We start from the raw sequence: 18,305 nt of genomic DNA on the forward strand, positions 1-18,305 counted from the left end.
CGTCATAGGCGACCTCGGGCAATGCTGCGGTGAAGGCTGTTCGAACCCCGGTGGGACGCTTGCCGGTCTCGGGCACCGGCGGCTGGGCGCGTTACGGAGTGATGGTGATCGTGTACGCGGTGCCCGGGCGGGCGTGTGTGGTGACCTTGACCGTTCGGCCTCGGTCGTTGCGACTTGCCCTTGGGCCGTCGATCTTGACGTGGTAGCCGTGCGGGTAGACGCTCTCGGGAACGACGATCTCGGTGGGTCCGTCGGTGTTGCGGCGCGTGGTGTAAGTGAGGCGGTAGGTGCGGGTCGTCGGGTCGTAGCCGGCTGCCAGGGGGTTGCCGGCTGTGGCGGACGCGTACGGCTGACTGAGCAGTTCGGCGTTCGGACGCCAGTTCCCGTTCGGGTCGAGGTTGCAGTAGCCGCCGTTGCCCAGGCACCACTGCCACCATGTCCAGCCGCTGGAGAAGCGGGACATGGCAGCGGTCATGTCGTTGATGAACTGCGCACCGTGCGGGATGGCGGGGCTCGTGCCCCACTCCCCGACGATGACCGGCATGCGGTTGCGGGTCGGATAGTCGCTGATGGCCGCCTCGTAGGCGGCGATGAAGGTGCCGTTCGGGTCGTAGTCGGCGCCGGATTCCATCGCGGTCTCGTAGAAGTGCGGCATGTAGGCGGCGTGCGGGTCGTCGATGTGACCGAGGGTGGTCGGGACGCCCAGGCCGACGATGACCGTGGGTTCGACGAAGACCCAGGATTTGCGGTCGACGAGGCGTATGGCGTCGGCGAGGCGGTTCCACAGGTCGGTCAGTTGGGTGGCCTCGAAGCGGCTCGCGGCGGTCGGCAGGTCCTCGCCTTCGAGGAACTTGGCGAACGGCTCGTTCATCAGGTCGTAGCCGAGCAGCGCCGGGTGCCGTCCGAGTGTCGCGGCGACGGTCGTCCACATGCGGGCGTGGGCGGTGCGCAGGTCGCGGTCGTTGTACAGGTGGTCGAACGCCGTTTGTACGGACGGCTCGAAGTATTCGGAGAACCAGTCGCCGGGTATCGGCTCGAACGGCAGACCGTCGTCGCGGGTGGCCCAGTCGGGGATGCCGCGCGCGCCGAAGTGCGGGCCGTAGATGTCCTGGTGGGCGTCGAGGACGACCTTGATGCCGTAGCGGTCGGCCCAGTCGAGGATGCGGCGCATCTTGGCGAGATAGGTGCGGTCGTACCGGCCCTGGGCGGGTTCGAGGTCGTCCCAGAAGAAGGCGAGGCGCGCGAGGTTGAAGCCGCGCGCGGCCATCTCGCGCAGGTCCCGCTCGTGGATGTCGGCGAACGCCTCGGCGCCGCGATGACCCTTGTCGGAGAGGTCGAAGCCGCGCCACTGGGTCGCCCGGCCGCGATCGTCGGCGATGTACGTGCGCTCCCCCACGGTCACCCGGTCCGGCGCCGGGCCGCCTCCCCCGCCGTCGCCGGGACGGGCCTGGGCGGGGACCACGCCGAAGGTGCACAGGAGGGCGACGACGAGAGCCGACAACACGAGGCGAAGGCGCATGCGCGGACCTTTCGGAGACGCGGAGGTGCGGAAACGGCCCGTGGGACAGGCGGGCATCGGGCCGCGGCGGCGGTGCGCGAGCGAGTCGGATATTACTGCCGAGTTCGGCAACTTCCCAGATGGCGTGGTGGTTTACGGCCATCCGCCCCGCCCCCTTCGTGGCGCCGGGTCCGTGTACTCCGGCCCGGGCAGCCGATCACACTGCCCGGGCGTCACCCGGTGCTCGAGTCCACGGCCCGGGATCGGGCCGTCCCGCACCGGGCGGGGGTCACCACTTGATGCGAGGGTCCTCCACCAGGGACTTCAGTTGTGCCTGGGTGACCGGGATCGTGGTCAGGGGAGTGCCTTGGGTCGGTGGGGTGGTCTGGCCGTAGCCGTGCACGGTCATGGAGACGCTGACCTTGCTGCCGTCGGGATGGGTGACGGTGGCGGTGACCGCGTCGGGGTCGGTGGAGGTGCCGCGGCCGACGCTGATGACGCGGCCGTCGGGCAGCGTCTGCGGGGTGCACTCGTTCCACCGGTTCGTGTCGAGCGCTTCCGGGTCGGGGGGCGTGCCGCACAGGTCCGCGGGGTTGTCCAGTGGGATCTTGGGGCCTTGCCCGGCCCGCGGTTCGTTGCCGACCGCCAATTTGGGCGAGTAGAAGGTGACGGCCAGGTTGCCCGTACGGTCGCCGTCCTGCCACGCACCGTCGTAGCGGGCATGGGTGAAGCCGTCGTTGTCGCCGCCGTATTCCGGCGCGATGAATCGCAGGTGGGCCTTCGCGGGGTCGAGGGTCTCGATGATCACGGCGATGGCGCCCTCGGTGCGCCGGGCAACCTCCGCGCCATGCGGCGGCACAGGCGCCTGTGTTCCCCCCGGGAGCGTGCGCGCGGTGTAGGTGGGCTTCACCGAGGCGCCGGCGGTACCGGCGGCGGCCGGGCCCTGGCGGGTCGCCGCGCCCTTGGGGCTGTGTTCGACCAGGGCGAGCGTGCAGACCGCCGCGATCGCCACGGCGGCGGAAGTCAGGGTGACCGTCACTCCCGTGCGGCGCCGGCGGATTCGGCGGCGCCGGCGGTCGATGCTCTCGATCGGAGCCGGCGGTTCGGTGAAGTCCGCCATCCGCTCGTCGAGTCCGGCCCGGATCCAGGCCGTTTCGTCACGTACGTTCATGGGATGTCCCTTCCAACGGGGCCTGCGCGTTCCGAGCTGCCGCCGCCAGTGCGGGGTCGCGGCGCAGCTTCGCGAGGCCCTTGGATGTCTGGCTCTTGACGGTTCCGACCGAGCAGCCGAGAACCCCCGCCACGTCCGCCTCCGACATGTCGTCCCAAAAACGCAGGACGACCACGGCGCGCTGGCGCGGGGGCAGATCGGCCAGGGCGCGCATCAACGCATCGCGCTCGTCGATCTGGTGGGTCGGATCAGGGCCCGGCACATCGGGCGTGCGCATGCCGAACAAGGCCACCGGGCGCAGCCGGCGATACCGGTTGATATTGCAGTTGACGAGGACCCGGCGCACGTACGAATCCGGCTGCTCGACCGCCCGCACCCGCGTCCACGAGGCGCCCACCCGGGCAAGTGCCGTTTGGGTGAGATCCTCGGCCTCGCCGTGGTCTCCGGTCATCAAGTACGCGATCCGCACCAGCCTTCCCCATCGGGACTGGACGAACTCGCGGAAAGCCGCAGCGTCGTCTGGCTTCATGCACACCCCCTTCACCCATACAAACAAGGGCTTGGGGGCGCGGGGTTGCCCGAGCGCGGAAAGATCGCGAAGAGGCGTCTGTCGCCGTGAGGTTGTCGGATTCCCAAATGGACGCCACCCTCGACGATCCGCAACGTGCGCGGATGGTCGTGTGGCAGGCGCTCGGCGACGGACCCGACGACGCGCAGGCGCTGACGGACGAATGGCGCACGACGATGGCCGGCGCGGTGGAGCGGATGCGCGCCCGACAGGAATCGGGTGAGGTCACCGACGAGTTCGACGCCGAGTTCGCGGTGCTGCTCGGCTTCGTGTTGTCCTTCGCCCCGATCGCGCTTCCGCAGGTGGTCGAGGGCATCTACGGCATCGATCCGCTTTCCGCCGAATACCGCCGGCGAGTGCGCGCGCAACTGATGAAGATGCTTGTGCCCGCGGACGCGGGTGCGGGCGAGGAGGAGGGTTCGGCATGAGTCGCGCGATCGTGTTTGTACAGGCGGTGCGAGCCACTCGCAACGCCGAGCAACTCGGCGCGCTCGCCGCGCTGTTCGAGAAATACCTGCTGCGGATCGAGACCGCGCGCGAGGTGGCGCCGGCCGACGCCGCCGAGGCGCACCGCGAGATCGAGACCGGACACGTGCGCGGCAAGGTCGTCCTGACGGTCGACTGAGTCGCTTCCGTCGCTTCCGAAACGCTCCCCCGGTTCCGCCCTCGTCGAACCGCCCCCGTCGAACCGCCTCCCGCGCAGGCGGTCAGCCCGTTCGACCCCGCTATTTCATGGAGAACGCGCTCAACGTCGGCTTCAACCGTTTGCCGCAGGGCGTCTACGCGTTCCCGCTCTCGGCCGACCGCCGACTCGACCAGGTCACGGTGCTCGACATCGCGGGATTGGCCGTACACGCGATCGAGAACCCGGGCACCCTCACCGGGCACCGGATCGACGTCGTCTCGGACAGTCTCAGCACGGTCGAGGTCGCGCGGATCCTCTCCGGCGTGCTCGGCAAGGACCTCCCCTACGCGCACATCCCGATCCCGCAGGTACGACAGTGGGCCGGCGACGAGATCGCCGACATGTTCCAGAGCTTCGAGGACAACCCGCCGCACACCGACATCGCGGCTCTGCACGCCGAGTTCCCCGAGGTCGCGTGGCACGACTTCCGCCGATGGGCCGAGGGCATCGATTGGGAACACGTCTTCGCACAGACGCCCACCTGGGGGTAAGGAGCCGCGGGACGAGGCCGCACCGCCACCTCGTCGGCGGCCCGGCCCACGCACACGCGCGTTGTCGGGGCCGCGTTCACGAGGTGGTCCCCGAGGGAACGCGCCCGGGGTCACGCAGACCGAAACCGTGACGCATGTCGACCCGCAATATTTGTCATCAGTCAATCATTCGATACGCTTCGCTTCGGACGGCGGGGCAACCGACGTCGAAGGCAACGACGTTGGTCCGCCGCTCGATCCGCTCGCCTGCGGTCGTGTGGCGCCGCGCGTCCGACGGAAGGAGTCGCCATGGGACATCGGCATCGGCATCGGCCGGCGTCCGGTCGCGACACGTCGGCCCGGCGTGCTCGGCGCTCCCGGCACACGCTGAAGCGGGCGCACCGCGCGGCCCGCGTATGGCGGCCGGTCGCCTCAAGCGGTCCGCGCGTGGGGGGCGAGCGATGCGTCCGCCCCCTCGTCCATGACAGGGACGGCGGCGCTCCGCAGGGATTCGAGCCCCTTCAGCAGCATCGCCCGGGATTCGCCCGACATGCGCGCGGTGACTACTGCCAGTTCCCGCTCACGGCGGGCCCGCAGATCCGCCAGGAAGGCGCAGCCCCGCCTGCTGAGTCGCAACTCCAGTTCACGACGACTGCTGGCGCTGGGCAGGCGCTCGACGAAACCCACCGCCTGCAAGCGGTCACACAGGCGACTCGTCGAGGAGGGTGTCGACCGCAGGCCGTCGGCCAACGTGCGCAGGTTGATCCCCTCGTGCTGTTCCAGCAGGAACAGCACGCGCAGCTGTGACGCGGAAACGGGTGCGGTGGACGCCCGCCCCAGCAGCATCTCGAGCAATTCGGCCGCCGCGGTCGCCACACGCGCCGTCTCGTCCGAATGGTCGTGTCGAGAGGAGGTAACCCCGCTCACCGCCTTACTCTGACGCCCGAAGCGGCCGTCGGCCCCACGGCCGCGCCGTCACCACAATAGACGCTGTAAAAGCGGTTGATCCGACAGGCGGTCCGGGCCGTTCCGCGGACACGCACGAGGGTGCTCCCCGCCGCACCCCGCAGAGAACGGCTGAAGACATACTGTGAACGCATACGAGGAAGCCGAGCGCGCGCTGCGCGCCGCGCCCGCGCACGGGCTGCCGGACGCCATCCGCAGCGTGCTGGCAAGGCACTACCGGGCGAAATCCGTCGATCTGCTGATGGCCGACTACAGCCTGACCGTCCTGCAATCGGTGTCCGCGCTCCCGCACGCCATCGAACCCCTCTCCGTCGACAACAGTCCCCAGGGCCGAGTCTTCGGCGCGCAGGAGCCCGCGCGCGAGGAACAACGAGAGGCCACGGTCGTCCACCTCCCGGTGACCGTACGCGGCGACCGCCTCGGTGTACTCACCGTCACCCTTCCCACCGACGCCTGTCCCCCGGAGATCCTGGCCGAACTCGCCGACATCGCCGAGATGCTCGCCCACGCGGTGACCGTCGCCGAACGCGACACCGACCTCTACCTCCGGGCCCGGCGCAAGGACCGCCTGACCCTGGCGGCCGAGATGCAGTGGCAGCTCCTGCCCGGACGAGCCTGCAGCCGCGAAGAGTACGCGATCGGCGCCCAGCTCGAGCCCGCCTACGCCGTCCACGGCGACAACTTCGACTGGTCCGCCACCGCCGACCACCTCGTCCTGACGGTGACCAACGGCATGGGCGAGGGCATCGACGCCGCCCTGCTCAGCAACCTCACGATCAACGCCCTGCGCAACGCCCGACGCGCCGGCATCCCCATCGCCGACCAGGCGGCCCTCGCCGATCAGGCCGTCTTCGGCCGGCACCGCGGCGACGCCTACCTGTCCGTCCTGCTGCTGGACTTCGAACTGGCCACCGGGCGAGTCCAGGTGGTCGACGCCGGCTCCCCACGCCTGCTGCTCCTGCGTGAGGGCGCGGTCACCGCGATCGACTTCGACGCGCAACTGCCCCTGGGCATGTTCGAGGAGACCGACTACAGGGCGCAGGAATTCCACGTCCGACCCGGCGATCGGCTCGTGTTCGTCAGCGACGGCGTCCACGCGGTCGCCTCGCCGGCCGGCGAAGCCTACGGGGAACGCGCGTTGGCCCGGGCGATCAACGCCACCCGGCTGCTGCCGCCCGCCGAGATGCCCCGGGCGGTCCTGCGCGAGCTCACCGGTCATCGCGGACGTCCCGTCCCCGACGACGACGCCCTGGTCGTCTGCCTGGATTGGTACGGCAGGCCCGCCGCCGACCGGCCGGCAGCCGATGACTCCGGACGGCACCGCACCCACTCCTCCCCCTTCCCCGCACCACCTCACGATCCGCGGTGACGACGCGACGCGGCGCTCGGGCACGGGGGTGGGCGGGTGCGGTCAGTCGCCGATGAGCCGTCTCTTGGCCCGGGTGAACTCCTCGTCCGTCAGAGCGCCGTCGCGGTGCAGGACGGCGAGGCGCTCGAGCTCGTCGAGCATCGAGGGCCCATCGCCCTGCTGCCCGGGGGCGGTCGTTTCCTCGAGGGCGTGCCGCGGATTCGCGGCGTCGGCGACGGCTTCCCGCAGTTTTCCGACGAACGTCTCGATGTCGGTGACGTTCTCCCAACTGTGCGCGCCGCTCAGGGAGGTGACCTTCAGCACGGTCCCGGAGAGCCGGGACCTGGTGACCCCGATGTCGGTGATCCCCGCCAGGGGCATCGCAGCGGGGGGCCTGCCCTCCTTGACGTGGACCAGACGGTGGGTGGTGAGCACCAGGGTTCCGTTGGTCCACTCCTGACGGGCGCGGGCGGACGTCGCCCACACGGGGGCCTCACCGGGTACGGCGGTGTCGCCGACGGCCCGCGTCACGGTGTTCGCACCGTCGAGCCGGTCCAGCGCAAGGTCTGCGAGATCGCCCCAATCCATGATCATCGCCCTACCTTCGCGACTCGAACCCGCACGCGTGGACGGAGGGTGCGCGGTTGTCGTCCCTGCTCGCCCTGGGCGCGGCAACGACGACCGATCGCCGTCCACGCGGCGCCGGCGGCACATGCCACCGCAGCCTCGTGCCGGTGTCGACGGCCGTGTGGGGCGATCCCGTCGAGCCGTTGGTCACGTGGGTGGCCGTGATCGCAGCGATGGCGTTCGGGGCCGGTGAAGCCGGGGGTTCGGGTGGTGTGGGCTCGCATGGGACGCGCGCCTTTCGGTCCGTGAGGTCAGGGGTGGCCCCGGCCGCGTGGGTGGCGCGGCCGGGGAGCAGGTCGTTGTCTAGTCGGTGCGCAGCGCGGTGAGGACGTCGAGTTTCGCGGCGCGTCGGGCGGGCCACGCCGCCGCGAGGACGCCGACGATCGCGGCGAGGATGAGGAAGATCAGCACTCTGTCCCAGGGGATCACCACGGTGAGGTCCCTGGTGGAGCGGGCCATGCCCTTGGTGCCGCCGACGCCGGCGATCAGGCCCAGTGCGACGCCCAGCAGGCCGCCGAAGAGCGAGATGATCAAGGATTCCAGGCGGATCACCCGTCGGGTGCGCCGGCGGTCGAGTCCGATGGCCCGCATCATGCCGATCTCACGGGTGCGTTCGAACACGGACATGGCCAGCGTGTTGACCACGCCGAGCACCGCGATGACGATCGCCATCGACAGCAGGCCGTAGACGATGTTGAGCATGATGTCGAAGAGCTTGTTGAAGTCCTTGCGTACCTCCTTCGACGTTTGCACGTTGATGGCGGGGCTGTTGCCGACCGCCTTGCGCAGCGCGTCGCGCATCCCGTCCTTGTACTGGGGCGCGACCTTGGCCAGCAGGAAGTCGTCGCCGACGACGTCGATGTGCGGCGTCAGCGTCCGGAGCGAGACGGTGAGGGCGCCGAGCATCGGTGCTTGGTCGTAGATTCCGCCGATGGGCAGCTGGACTCGTTGTCCGTCCGGGAAGGTGACCGCGACGGACGTCCCGACCCGCCATTTGCGGTCGTCGGCGGTCTGCTTGGACACCAGCAGCCCGGTCGGGAGCGATTGCGGGCCGCCCTGGGTGAAGGTGGTCGCGAGCACTGAGAACGCGCTTGCCGGGTCGACCGCGGTGACGTTGTGTTCCTTGCCGTCGACACTCACCCGCGCCTCGCGGACGGGGCTGACGGCGGTGACGCCGGGCACCTTCGCGACGGTGGCGGCGATCTCCGGCGCCAGTGCCTGCCCTTCCGCCGAAGAACTGAGCACGAATTCGGCGGTGATGCCCTTGGACAGGGTGCGGTCGACCAGTTGCTTGAGCGATGTGCTGAAGACGGTCAGTGAGGTGACCAGCACCATGCCGATCATCAGGGCGGCCGCGGTGGCGGCGGTGCGGCGCGGGTTGCGGGCCGCGTTCTGGTACGCGAGCCGGCCCTCGACGGGGTACACGCGCTGGAGCAGCGCGCCGAAAGCGCGTACCGCGGGGGTGGCGATGAGGGGGGTGAGCACGATGACGCCGACCAGGATGATGCCCGCGCCGCCCATCACGGTGAACACCTTGGCGTTGCCGGTCGCCGAGCCCTTGATGCCGGCGAGGAGTACGGCGCCGCCGAGCAGCATCGTCACCGCGCCGGCGATGTTGCGGCGGCGCAGGCTCGACGTGCTGGGCGGCAGGTTGGTGCGCAGCGCCGCGACGGGCGGGATCTTGGCGGCTCGGCGTACCGGCAGCCAGGCGGCGAGGAGGGTGACGCCGATGCCGACGGTCAGGCTCCACAGGGCCGTCGCGGTGGTCACGATGGTCGGCCCCGGGGTGAGGTCGGCGCCGACGTTGTTGAGGATGCCGCGCAGGCCGACCGCGAGGCCGATGCCGATGACGAACCCGGCGAGTCCGGCGACGACGCCGACCGCGAGTGCCTCGAACATCACCGATCGGGTCACCTGTTTGCGGGTGGCGCCGATGGCGCGCAACAGGGCGAGTTCGCGGGTGCGTTGGGCGACGAGCATGGCGAAGGTGTTGGCGATGATGAAGCTGCCGACGAACAGCGCGATGCCGGCGAACACCAGGAGCAGAGTGCGCAGGGAGGCGATCTCCTTGTTCACCTTGTTCCGGTCGTCCTGGCGCAGCGTGTCGCCGGTGAGGGCTTCTGCTCCCTTGGGGACCAACGGGGCCACGGCGGCCCGGAGTTGCTCCTGGGTGGTGCCGGGTCGTGCGTTCAGGCGCAGTTCGCCGTAGACGCCGGGTTCCAGGTACAGCTCCTGGGCGGTGGCGGTGTCGAGGAGGGTGAGTGAGCCGCCGGCCTCGACGGCGGCGCTGTCGGTGGTGAAGACGCCGACGACGGTCTGGTCCAGTACGGGCCCGCGGGCGACGATCCGGATCCGGTCGCCGACCTTGTATCCCGCGGCCTTCGCGGTCTTGGTGTCGAGCGCGACCTCGCCGGCCTTCGCGGGCAGGCGTCCTGCGGTCAGTGTGTAGCGGGGGTCCTTTCCGTCGCGGCCGGGGACCGCGTTGGCGCCGGTCGCGCTCGACTTCTTCCCGACGAGCTTGCCGTTGCGGTCGACGACGGCGGTGAAGCCGGTGACATGGCCGGTGACCGACGCGACGCCGGGCAGCGCGCGCAGTTTCCCGACGAGGGGTTCGTCCAGGGGCGGGGTCTGGAGGTGCTCGACGGCGTACTTGGTGGCCCGAACATCGGCCGCGATGCCGCGGTGCTCACGCAGCGCGGCGTCCGTCATGGCCGCCTTCAGGGTGTCGCCGAAGACCAGGACGGCCGCCACGAACGCGACGCCGAAGACGACGGCGAGCGCGGTGAGGGCGAGGCGCACCTTGTAGGCGACAAGGTTGCGCAGGGATGTGCGAAGCAAGGTCGCGTCCTTCAGAGAGGGAGGGCGGAGACGGCGGCGGTGGTTTCGTCGGGTTTCCGGTTGAACGCGCGCATGCGCTCCAGCACCCGGTCGGGGGTGGGCGCGGCCATGTCGTCGACGATGCGACCGTCGGCGAGGAACAGGACCCGGTCGGCGTAGGAGGCGGCGACCGCGTCGTGGGTGACCATCACGATGGTCTGGCCGTTCTCGGTGACCGAGGCGCGCAGGAAGTTGAGGACTTCGGTGCCCGAGTGCGAGTCGAGGTTGCCGGTGGGTTCGTCGGCGAAGATGATCTCGGGGCGTCCGGCGAGGGCGCGGGCGCACGCGACGCGCTGTTGCTGTCCACCGGACAGCTGGGCGGGCCGGTGGTCGAGGCGGTTGCCCAGGCCGACGGTCTCGATGACCATGTCGAGCCACGCCGGATCCGCCCGACGTCCGGCGATGTCGAGCGGGAGGGTGATGTTCTCCAGTGCGGTCAGCGTCGGCAGCAGGTTGAACGCCTGGAAGATGAAGCCGAGTCGGTCGCGGCGCAGGTGGGTCAGCCCGGTGTCGTCGAGCGACGCGAGTTCGATGTCGCCCAGGCGCACCGAGCCCGAGGAGATCTTGTCCAGGCCCGCCATGCAGTGCATCAGGGTCGACTTGCCGGAGCCCGAGGGCCCCATGATCGCGGTGAACTCCCCGCTGCGGAAGCCGACGGACACGTCGTCGAGGGCGCGGACTTCGGTCTCCCCTTCGCCGTAGACCTTCATGAGGTTCGCGGCGATGGCGGCGTACGGCGCGTCCTGGCCGGACGGCGGACGTGAGTCGGCGACGCTTCGAGAGTGGCGGGGTGTGCTCATCGGGTTCTCCAGAGGTGGGGCCCGCGCCTCTATCGAGGCGCGGGCCGGTGCGCCCGGAAGGGCGAACCGAATAGTAGATCGACTAGTCGGTCTAATTTATGGGCGGGATGCGACGCCGACGTCCGCCACGCGGGGTAGGAACGGGTCAGCCTCAAGGTTGACGGAAGACCGTCGCGTCGTACGACGCGAGGCGGGCCCGGTCAGCCGGCCAAGGCGCGCGCGTGCACCTTCTCGACCGCCTGCCGCGCCGACACCATCGAGCCGTGCTGCCAGCCCAGCATGTTGCCGAGCCAATCGCCGGCGAAGAAGACCCTCCCGCTCGGGTCGGTGAGCGGCCGGAACGCCGGGGTGTTGACGGCGCCGTTGTTCTCTTGATCGGCTGCCTGCCAGCCGCCCTCGATGAACGGTTCGAGGCCCCACATCACCGAGATCGAACTCGCGAGTTCCGTACGGGCCTTCGCACCGTGCACCCGCTCGTTGCGATCGACCGCCTCGGCCGCCCGCCTGGCCGGTGACCACGACTGGATCGTCGTCTCCGCCTGTTCGAAGTAGGCGACCATCACGCCGCGTTCGCCGTGGTAGCCGGACGACGGGTACCACAGCGACCCGTCCCGCCCGTACGACGTGAGGCCGCCGTAGATCGCGTGGTCGTCCTCCCACCACCGACTGCGGTACTCCAGCCCGACCTTGCCGGGAAACTCCGCCATGAAGCCGCCCAGCAGGCGGACCACGTCGGTCGACAGCCCGGCGATGCGCGCCGCCACGCGCGGAGGCGTGGTCACGATGCAGTAGTCGACGTCGAGGGCACCACTCCTGGAGCCGCGATATTCGACCCGCGTGCCCTGCGGGCCGTCGGTGATGGACGTGACCTCGACACCGCATCGAATGCGCGGCCGACCGATGCAATCCGCCAGGGCCTCGACGATGCGGTCCATGCCGCCGACCGGTTGAAGCAGCGTCGACGCCATGTCGAAGCCGGCGTCCAGGTACCAGTGCCGCGAGAGCTGTTCCGAGAACACGCGATCCAGCGAGCCCCGCGGGGGCAGCGGTTCACCGGGGAATCCTGCCGCGCCGGGGTGCACCGCGAACCCCCGCCGCCGCGGGTCGGCCGCGTAGGCGCCGTCGGCGCCGAGATCGCCCATGGTCCGCAGGAACCCCAGCAGACGTTCCTTGTCGGCCGCGGTCAACTGCCGGTCGAGGGAACCCTGGTTCGTCACCTTGGCCAACAGTTCGGCGACCACGCCGTACGCGTCCGCCCGAGCGGTCTGATAGCGCATCCGGTCCGGCCGGTTCGGGTCGAACACGAATGTGTTCGCGTTCGACACCGAGAACACCTCCAACGGCACGTGCAACTCGCGGCAGTAGTCCGTGCTGACCGACCACTGCGGCAACATCGCCGGTCCGGCGTTGAAGTACTGGCCCGGCGCGAAACCCGCCCGCTGCGTCACGCCGTTCTTGTCGGTCAGGGTGTCTCCGGCACGCACCGTGAGACTGCGACCGCCGATCCGAGGGCGCGCGTCCAGCACCGTCACATCGTGGCCGGCCTTGCGCAACTCGTACGCGGCGGTCAACCCCGCCACTCCGGCGCCCACCACCGCGACGCTCGCCGCGCTGCGGCCGGTGAGCGTGAAGTCGGACTCGCGCGGCGCACGGAAGGGCGGAGTGGCAGCGCTCGCCGACGTCGGCGCGAGCCCGAGCGCGCCCATCGCGGTCAACGCCGCCCCGGCTCCGCCCACCGCGCCCACGGCCTGTAGGAATCCGCGACGGCTGGTAGGCCGGCCGGGTCGTCGGGGGTCAGTCATGGATGTGCCTCCTCTGGAACGAAGATGTCGATTGATAGTTCGACGGGTCGGTCTATTATTAACCCAGTCACGCCCGGCACATCAAACAGCTCGGGTCGCCCAGGTAAGGTAGGCAGGCCATGCGCACAGTCGACCCGGCCAAGCACGCCGCCAAACGTCGCCAGATCCTCGAAGCCGCCGCAGCCTGCTTCGCCGACAAGGGCTTCCACGGAACCCGGACCGCGGACATCTGCGCACGCGCCGGCATGAGTCCCGGGAACGTCTTCCACTACTTCCCCAGCAAGCACGCGATCATCGTCGCGCTGGTCGAACAGGAGGGAACCGATACCGCGACCTACCTCGCCGACCTGGCCCGCGCCGAAGACCCGCTGGCCGCCCTGTTCGACCTGATCGACGCGGTGGTGCGCCTGGCGGCCGACCCCGCCTACGCGGGCCTGACCCTCGACACCGCCGCCGAGGCCCGGCGCGACGAGGGCATCGGCGCCCTGGTGGCCCACAACGACCGCCAACTGCGCGCCGGCATCGCCGACTTGCTGCGCCGCGCCGCCGCGGCCGGCCGAATCGACGACACCCTGGACCCGGACGGGGCCGCGACGTGGGTGGCCGCCCAGATCGACGGCCTCTTCGCCCGAGTCGCCACCGACCCGGACTTCGCACCGCTGGACCAGTCCCCGATGCTGCGGCTCCTGCTCACCCGGTTCCTGGGGGCGGAACCCGCCTGAATCGGCCGCGCGGCTCCGCGTCGTGACTTTCGGGCCGTGGCCACCAGGTACGACAAGCGGGCCTACGTCATCCAGGGCACCGTCACCGTCGCCGCGATCCGGCTCCGGCTCCGGCTTCGTCCATGATCCGCCGGACGGCACGTGGCGGTGAGGCGCTCGAAAACCAGTGGAGCAGCGCCGCTGCGCGCCATTACCGTGCTGCCGAACCCAGTCGTCTAGTCAAGGACGCGCCGTTGTACACCCTGTGAGACCTCCCGAGCGCTGAATCGTCGCGCGTCGCGCATGTGCGCCGCGCTCTTTCTTGCTGCGGACTTCTCACCGGAACCGGTGTACTTCTGTGCTCAAAACCTGGGTGGTCGTACCCACCTGCCTGCCGCTCGTCCGCCGCCGCTGCCACACGTGCGCGCGCGAGCACTTCCGGCCAAGCGGTAAATTTCGCGTCAACGCGAACCACAAGCTCATCGACGCCTGGCTCCTCGCGCTCTGTACCGCGTGCGGGGAAACGGCAAGGCTCACGGTCCTGGAGCGGGTGCATGTGCGCTCCATACGACCCGAGTTGCTGGACCGGCTGCATGACAACGACCCCGGCCTGACAGCCGAGCTGCTCCAGGATCCGGTCGTGCGGCGCCGTAATCGCATCGCCCTCGACTGGGACAACGCCTGGCGCCTCGACACCGACGGATCAAATCACCCGGACCACGAGGTGATCGACGTCTCGGTCCGCTTCGCGGCGCGGATCCCTGTCCGACCGGTGCGACTGATCGCCGAAGGTTGCGGTCTTTCCCGGGCCGAGGTCGACAGACTGATCGAGGAGGGGAAACTCGTTTCGGCGGTACGGCTGAGCGGCAAGCTCTCCGGCGACTTCACCTTCACGCTCAAGCGCTGAGCCCTCCCGGGAACCAGGGGCCTGTCCGGCACGATCCGCCGGACAGGCCCCGACCTTGCGGTGCCGGGCCGAACCGGGACCCCGGTTCCCATGGCGGGCGAACTTCAATTGTTGACGGCCGCTGCGATCCGCAGGGCGACCTGGGCCGGTGTGAGGTGCGTGGTGTCGACGACCTCGGCCTCGCCGTGTAGCCACGTGCGGGCCGCCTCGGCGTAGGGATCGAGGTATTTGAGGCGGAATGGGGAGGGACCGAGAAGAGTGTCCCCCTCGATGCGCCCGCGGAGGGTCTCCTGGTCGGCGTGCAGCACGAAGTGCCGCACCGGGATGGCATGTCGGGCGAGGCCCGTGCTGATCTCGCGCCAGTACTGCTCGACCAGGACAGTCATGGGCATCACCAGAGTGCCGCCGGTGTAGTCGAGCACGCGGCGAGCGGTCTCGACGACGAGTTGGCGCCACGGCGGCCAGTGCTGGAAGTTGTCCGTCCCGGGCAGCCCCGGCGTGATGTCCATCAGTGTCTCGCCGACCTTTTCGGCATCGAACACCCGTGAATCCGGGATCAGTTGCTGCACCAGTGCACTGGTCGTCGTCTTGCCCGCGCCATGGGTGCCGTTGAGCCATACGATCATGGGATCCGACCCTAGTGGTGCTTGGTCAGCTCGAGTGTGCGGTTTGTCGTGACCGTATGCAGCGGTATTGCCGGATCGGCCGAGAGGGAGCCTGACGTCCCCTCCATCATCGGACGGGCATGAGGGCGGCCCCCGGGCCTCAAGCTGCGGACGGCGCCTGATGCCCGGGGGCCGGGATTGGTGTGGCCCAGGGCTTCCCGTTCAGGTTGCCGGGCACACACCGTGCGGATGCGTGGCTCACGCCCTTGTCTCGGGCGCCGAGGTCCACGTTCCCAAGGAGATCTCGGCGGTGATGCCCGGTCCGAAGCCGGCCATGATGCCGCGCTGGCCATGGAGGGTCGACGCCTCGTCGAACATGCGGGCCAGGGCGTCGAGTAGCACCGCGCTGGCGATGTTGCCGTACTCGGTGAGCGTGGCCCGGCTGAAGCGGAACGCTTCGGGCGGCACGTCGAGGAAGCGGCTCAGGTCGTCCAGGATGCGCGGACCGCCGGCGTGGATGATGTAGAAGTCCAGCTTGCCGACGTTCCACCGGTGCTGTTCCGCGAGGGCGCTCAGGGCCGGGGCAAGTGGCTCCATGGTTCCGGGCACGCGCTTGTCGAGCTGGAAGTGGAAGCCCGTGGACCGGACCGCGTAGGAGATCCATTCCTGGGTGTTTGGGATGATGTACGACCCGTTGCGTTCCAGACGGATTCCGGTGCCGCCCTGGCCCCGGACCACGACGGCGGCGATCCCGTCGCCGAACAAGCCGTTGGACAGCAGGGACCCCACACCCAGGTCGGTGGGCTGGTAGCACAGCGAGCAGAACTCGCAAGCGATCACGAGCACGTTGCGGTTGGGGTACGCCGTGCAGAAGTCGTGCGCCCGGTTGACGGCTGCGCCACCTGCCGCACAGCCCAGTTGCGCGATCGGCATCTGCCGTGTCTCCGGCCGAAAGCCCATCGTGTTGATGAGCCACGCGGTCGGCGGAGGCATCATGAAGCCGGTGCAGGAGACGTAGATGATCAAGTCGATCTGCGACGGCTCGAGTTCCGCATGGTCCAGTGCCCGGCGGACAACAGCCGGGACGCGGGCCTTGGTCTGCGCCTCGTAGATTTCGCTGCGCGCATCGAACCCCGGGTGTTGCAGCACCTTTTCGATCGGCTGGATCAGATGGCGTTTCCGAACCCCGGTGTGTTCGATCAGACGGAGGATCAGATCGAGCTGCGGATGGTCGCCGTGCAGCCGTTGTGCCAGTTCGAGGGTTTCGTCGTTGGTGATGACGTATTCGGGAACTGCGATTGCGGGCTTGCAGAGTACCGCCATGGATCTCCTCCTAGCGGACGATGAACCACACGACCGAGCCCTGACCGGATGCGGGGGCACGTGTCGGTAACCACTGCGGCACCGTGCGTGGGGCGACACGGAACAGACTTTTTGGTTGCGGCGCCGAAGTTTCGATGCCCTGGATGGGCATGGACGGACCGATCGACGAATGCGCTGAATTCTCACCGTATGCGCGGATGAATTTCGGCCGTACCTTCGATCGGCCCGGAGATCACGCTACGACAGGCGGGTGAGGGTCGCACGTCGGACGGAGAGCGGAGTCCGGGAGCCCCGGAATCTTCCGGGTTTCCGCCTTTCGAGGATCGATGCGGCACTCGTTCGTCCTCGGCCACGGCGGGCGGACCGCCCGTGCCCGGCGCTGCCCAGCGCGTGCACGACCGGCCCGCCGAGGAGCCGCCCCACGGCGGGAGACGCACCGCTGCGGGGCGGCTGTCACCCATCCCGCGGACCGGTGATCACCACTCGGGGCGAGCCGCCCCCGCTCCGTCGCGCGGTGCGAGCCACGGAGCCGGACACGGGGGCCGCCCTGCCGCCAGGCATCGACTCACCTGCCAGGCGGCGCCTGGGCCGCGCGCGGCAGTCGGGCGCTCCTGCGCCAGGGCCGGACCCGGGCCACAGCACGGTGGGTCTCCACGGGCGTCGCCTCATGGGTGGCCCTGATCGCGTGCTGCGGTTGCACGAAGAGCCTGATGCCTTGCCGGCGCGTCGACGTCACCAGGCGACGGGCAGTGCGAGCGGATAACGCCAGATCGATGTCTTGTTCCAGGCCACTTCTTCGGCCGGCTTTGCCAGCCGGAGGTCAGGGAAGCGTTTCAGGAGGGTTCCGAGTGCGACTTGGAGCTCTGTGACGGCGAGCGGGGCACCGAGACAATGGTGGCCACCCCAGCCGAAGGTCATATGGGGCGGAGCGACGCGTTCCAGGTCCAGCTCGTCGGGCCGGTCGAACTTCCCGCCGTCCCGGTTGGCCGTCAGGTAGGAGACGTGCACGATGTCTCCCGCTCGGATCTTCACCCCGCTCAGTTCCACGTCCTCGGTGGCGACGCGGGGAATGCCGACGCCCTTGCGGAAGGGGATGAAGCGCAGCAGTTCCTCGATGGCCTGCGGGAGCATCTCGGGGCGGGCACGCAACATGGCCAGCTCCTTGGGACGCGTGAGCAGGGTGTATGCGATGTTCCCGATCTCGTATGTGGTGGTGTCCTGGCCGGTGATGAGCAGGACCATGGCCATGACGGTCAGTTCTTGATCGTTGAGGAGCTCGTCCCCGTCGCGGGCGGCGGCCAGCGCGCTGATCAGGTCGTCACCCGGGTTCTCGCGCCGGTGCGCCGTCAGCTTCGCGAAGTAGGCGCGGAGATCGGCCTTGGCGCGTACCGCGTTGTCCCGGTTGTCGATGCCGACGTCCATCATGGTGCGCGCGTGGGCGCGCAGTCGAACGTGGTCACCCTCGGGAATGTCGAGGACCTCGCAGATGGTGGTCAGGGGCAGGGGGGCCGCGAGGTGCTCGAAGAGGTCGGCGGGGGAACCGTGCTCCTCCATCCGGTCCAGCAGCTCATCCACGACATGCTGGGTACGGACCCGCATGCGTTCCATGTGGCGCGGCGCGAAACCCTTGGAGATCAGGCTGCGCAGGCGGCTGCTGGCCGGTGGGTCCATCACATTGATCGCCTCGTCCTGAACGATGGGTTCAGGGGTCATCCGGGGGAAGTTCCGGCCGATGATGGCGCTGCGGCTGAAACGCCGGTCGGTGGTCACCGTGCGTACGTCGTCATAGCCGGTGACAAGCCATGCTTCCCCGTCGCCGTGGGGCAGCCGGATGCGGGCAACGGGTTCGTCGTTCTGCAGTTGCTTGAGCAGCGGATCGAATTCGAGGGCCTCGGCATAGTCGAACGGACAATTCCGCGGCGTGGAGGCTGGTTCCATACGGGGCTCCGGATATCGG

18 protein-coding genes and 1 pseudogene are annotated in these 18,305 nt (G+C 69.5%); 8 read left to right on the plus strand and 11 right to left on the minus strand.

Annotated elements, in window-relative coordinates:
* Window positions 1-91: 91 nt before the first annotated feature.
* The 3 genes from A3IC_RS0125075 to A3IC_RS56480 all read right to left on the minus strand — a co-directional run bounded on the left by A3IC_RS0125075 (window position 92) and on the right by A3IC_RS56480 (window position 3,198).
* Window positions 92-1,519, minus strand: a complete 1,428-nt coding sequence (locus A3IC_RS0125075) for a cellulase family glycosylhydrolase (RefSeq protein ID WP_020552813.1) — start codon at window positions 1,517-1,519, stop codon at window positions 92-94.
* A 268-nt stretch (window positions 1,520-1,787) separates the two neighbouring features.
* Complete coding sequence (locus A3IC_RS0125080) at window positions 1,788-2,669, minus strand: hypothetical protein (RefSeq protein ID WP_020552814.1); 882 nt, start codon at window positions 2,667-2,669, stop codon at window positions 1,788-1,790.
* Entirely contained in the window at window positions 2,656-3,198 is a 543-nt protein-coding gene (locus tag A3IC_RS56480; protein ID WP_052173785.1) for a SigE family RNA polymerase sigma factor, read from the minus strand. Before A3IC_RS56480 ends, A3IC_RS0125080 begins: the two co-directional genes overlap by 14 nt.
* Window positions 3,199-3,305: 107 nt before the next feature.
* Here A3IC_RS56480 and A3IC_RS56485 point away from each other — a divergent pair, with 107 nt between their 5' ends.
* From A3IC_RS56485 to A3IC_RS68950, 4 genes are all read left to right on the plus strand, one after another.
* Window positions 3,306-3,665, plus strand: coding sequence for a hypothetical protein (locus A3IC_RS56485; RefSeq protein WP_020552816.1), 360 nt, complete (start codon window positions 3,306-3,308; stop codon window positions 3,663-3,665).
* Complete coding sequence (locus tag A3IC_RS62670; protein ID WP_020552817.1) at window positions 3,662-3,862, plus strand: zinc-binding dehydrogenase; 201 nt, start codon at window positions 3,662-3,664, stop codon at window positions 3,860-3,862. Before A3IC_RS56485 ends, A3IC_RS62670 begins: the two co-directional genes overlap by 4 nt.
* Window positions 3,859-4,413, plus strand: a complete 555-nt coding sequence (locus A3IC_RS56490) for an NmrA family NAD(P)-binding protein (protein ID WP_483782878.1) — start codon at window positions 3,859-3,861, stop codon at window positions 4,411-4,413. The genes A3IC_RS62670 and A3IC_RS56490 overlap by 4 nt, the downstream gene beginning before the upstream one ends.
* A gap of 127 nt (window positions 4,414-4,540) precedes the next feature.
* A complete protein-coding gene (locus A3IC_RS68950) occupies window positions 4,541-4,783 on the plus strand; it encodes a hypothetical protein (protein WP_158696098.1) in 243 nt (80 codons plus the stop codon).
* Between the two features lie 41 nt (window positions 4,784-4,824).
* On the opposite strand, the gene A3IC_RS0125100 is transcribed toward A3IC_RS68950, so the two are convergent.
* Complete coding sequence (locus A3IC_RS0125100; protein ID WP_020552819.1) at window positions 4,825-5,268, minus strand: MarR family transcriptional regulator; 444 nt, start codon at window positions 5,266-5,268, stop codon at window positions 4,825-4,827.
* Between the two features lie 214 nt (window positions 5,269-5,482).
* On the opposite strand from A3IC_RS0125100, the gene A3IC_RS56495 reads away from it, so the two are divergent.
* The gene (locus A3IC_RS56495) at window positions 5,483-6,727 is read left to right on the plus strand and encodes a PP2C family protein-serine/threonine phosphatase (protein WP_020552820.1); all 1,245 of its coding nucleotides are present in this window, start codon (window positions 5,483-5,485) and stop codon (window positions 6,725-6,727) included.
* Window positions 6,728-6,769: 42 nt separating this feature from the next.
* On the opposite strand, the gene A3IC_RS0125110 is transcribed toward A3IC_RS56495, so the two are convergent.
* From A3IC_RS0125110 to A3IC_RS0125125, 4 genes are all read right to left on the minus strand, one after another.
* On the minus strand, window positions 6,770-7,300 hold the full coding sequence (locus tag A3IC_RS0125110; RefSeq protein WP_020552821.1) for an SHOCT domain-containing protein: 531 nt from the start codon (window positions 7,298-7,300) through the stop codon (window positions 6,770-6,772).
* A gap of 336 nt (window positions 7,301-7,636) precedes the next feature.
* On the minus strand, window positions 7,637-10,171 hold the full coding sequence (locus A3IC_RS0125115) for an ABC transporter permease (RefSeq protein WP_020552822.1): 2,535 nt from the start codon (window positions 10,169-10,171) through the stop codon (window positions 7,637-7,639).
* 11 nt (window positions 10,172-10,182) lie between these two features.
* Window positions 10,183-11,010 (minus strand): ABC transporter ATP-binding protein, encoded by an 828-nt coding sequence (locus tag A3IC_RS0125120; RefSeq protein WP_020552823.1) that lies wholly within the window; start codon window positions 11,008-11,010, stop codon window positions 10,183-10,185.
* Window positions 11,011-11,210: 200 nt separating this feature from the next.
* Window positions 11,211-12,812 carry a flavin monoamine oxidase family protein gene (locus A3IC_RS0125125; RefSeq protein WP_026218708.1) on the minus strand — a complete coding sequence of 534 codons (1,602 nt, stop codon included), beginning with the start codon at window positions 12,810-12,812 and terminating at the stop codon, window positions 11,211-11,213.
* A 119-nt stretch (window positions 12,813-12,931) separates the two neighbouring features.
* Here A3IC_RS0125125 and A3IC_RS0125130 point away from each other — a divergent pair, with 119 nt between their 5' ends.
* The 3 genes and pseudogenes from A3IC_RS0125130 (at window position 12,932) to A3IC_RS0125140 (ending at window position 14,420) form a co-directional block, all read left to right on the plus strand.
* Complete coding sequence (locus tag A3IC_RS0125130; RefSeq protein WP_020552825.1) at window positions 12,932-13,534, plus strand: TetR/AcrR family transcriptional regulator; 603 nt, start codon at window positions 12,932-12,934, stop codon at window positions 13,532-13,534.
* A 21-nt stretch (window positions 13,535-13,555) separates the two neighbouring features.
* Window positions 13,556-13,660 (plus strand): annotated as a pseudogene (locus tag A3IC_RS71350) (IS5/IS1182 family transposase); the annotation flags it as partial.
* A gap of 211 nt (window positions 13,661-13,871) precedes the next feature.
* A complete protein-coding gene (locus tag A3IC_RS0125140; RefSeq protein ID WP_020552827.1) occupies window positions 13,872-14,420 on the plus strand; it encodes a DUF1062 domain-containing protein in 549 nt (182 codons plus the stop codon).
* Between the two features lie 104 nt (window positions 14,421-14,524).
* On the opposite strand, the gene A3IC_RS0125145 is transcribed toward A3IC_RS0125140, so the two are convergent.
* The 3 genes from A3IC_RS0125145 to A3IC_RS0125160 all read right to left on the minus strand — a co-directional run bounded on the left by A3IC_RS0125145 (window position 14,525) and on the right by A3IC_RS0125160 (window position 18,286).
* The gene (locus A3IC_RS0125145) at window positions 14,525-15,046 is read right to left on the minus strand and encodes an AAA family ATPase (RefSeq protein ID WP_020552828.1); all 522 of its coding nucleotides are present in this window, start codon (window positions 15,044-15,046) and stop codon (window positions 14,525-14,527) included.
* A gap of 237 nt (window positions 15,047-15,283) precedes the next feature.
* Window positions 15,284-16,348 carry a type III polyketide synthase gene (locus A3IC_RS0125150; RefSeq protein ID WP_020552829.1) on the minus strand — a complete coding sequence of 355 codons (1,065 nt, stop codon included), beginning with the start codon at window positions 16,346-16,348 and terminating at the stop codon, window positions 15,284-15,286.
* Window positions 16,349-17,080: 732 nt separating this feature from the next.
* The gene (locus A3IC_RS0125160; protein ID WP_020552831.1) at window positions 17,081-18,286 is read right to left on the minus strand and encodes a cytochrome P450; all 1,206 of its coding nucleotides are present in this window, start codon (window positions 18,284-18,286) and stop codon (window positions 17,081-17,083) included.
* Window positions 18,287-18,305: the final 19 nt, after the last annotated feature.

The sequence above is a fragment of the Embleya scabrispora DSM 41855 genome, from assembly GCF_000372745.1.
Lineage (GTDB): Bacteria > Actinomycetota > Actinomycetes > Streptomycetales > Streptomycetaceae > Embleya > Embleya scabrispora.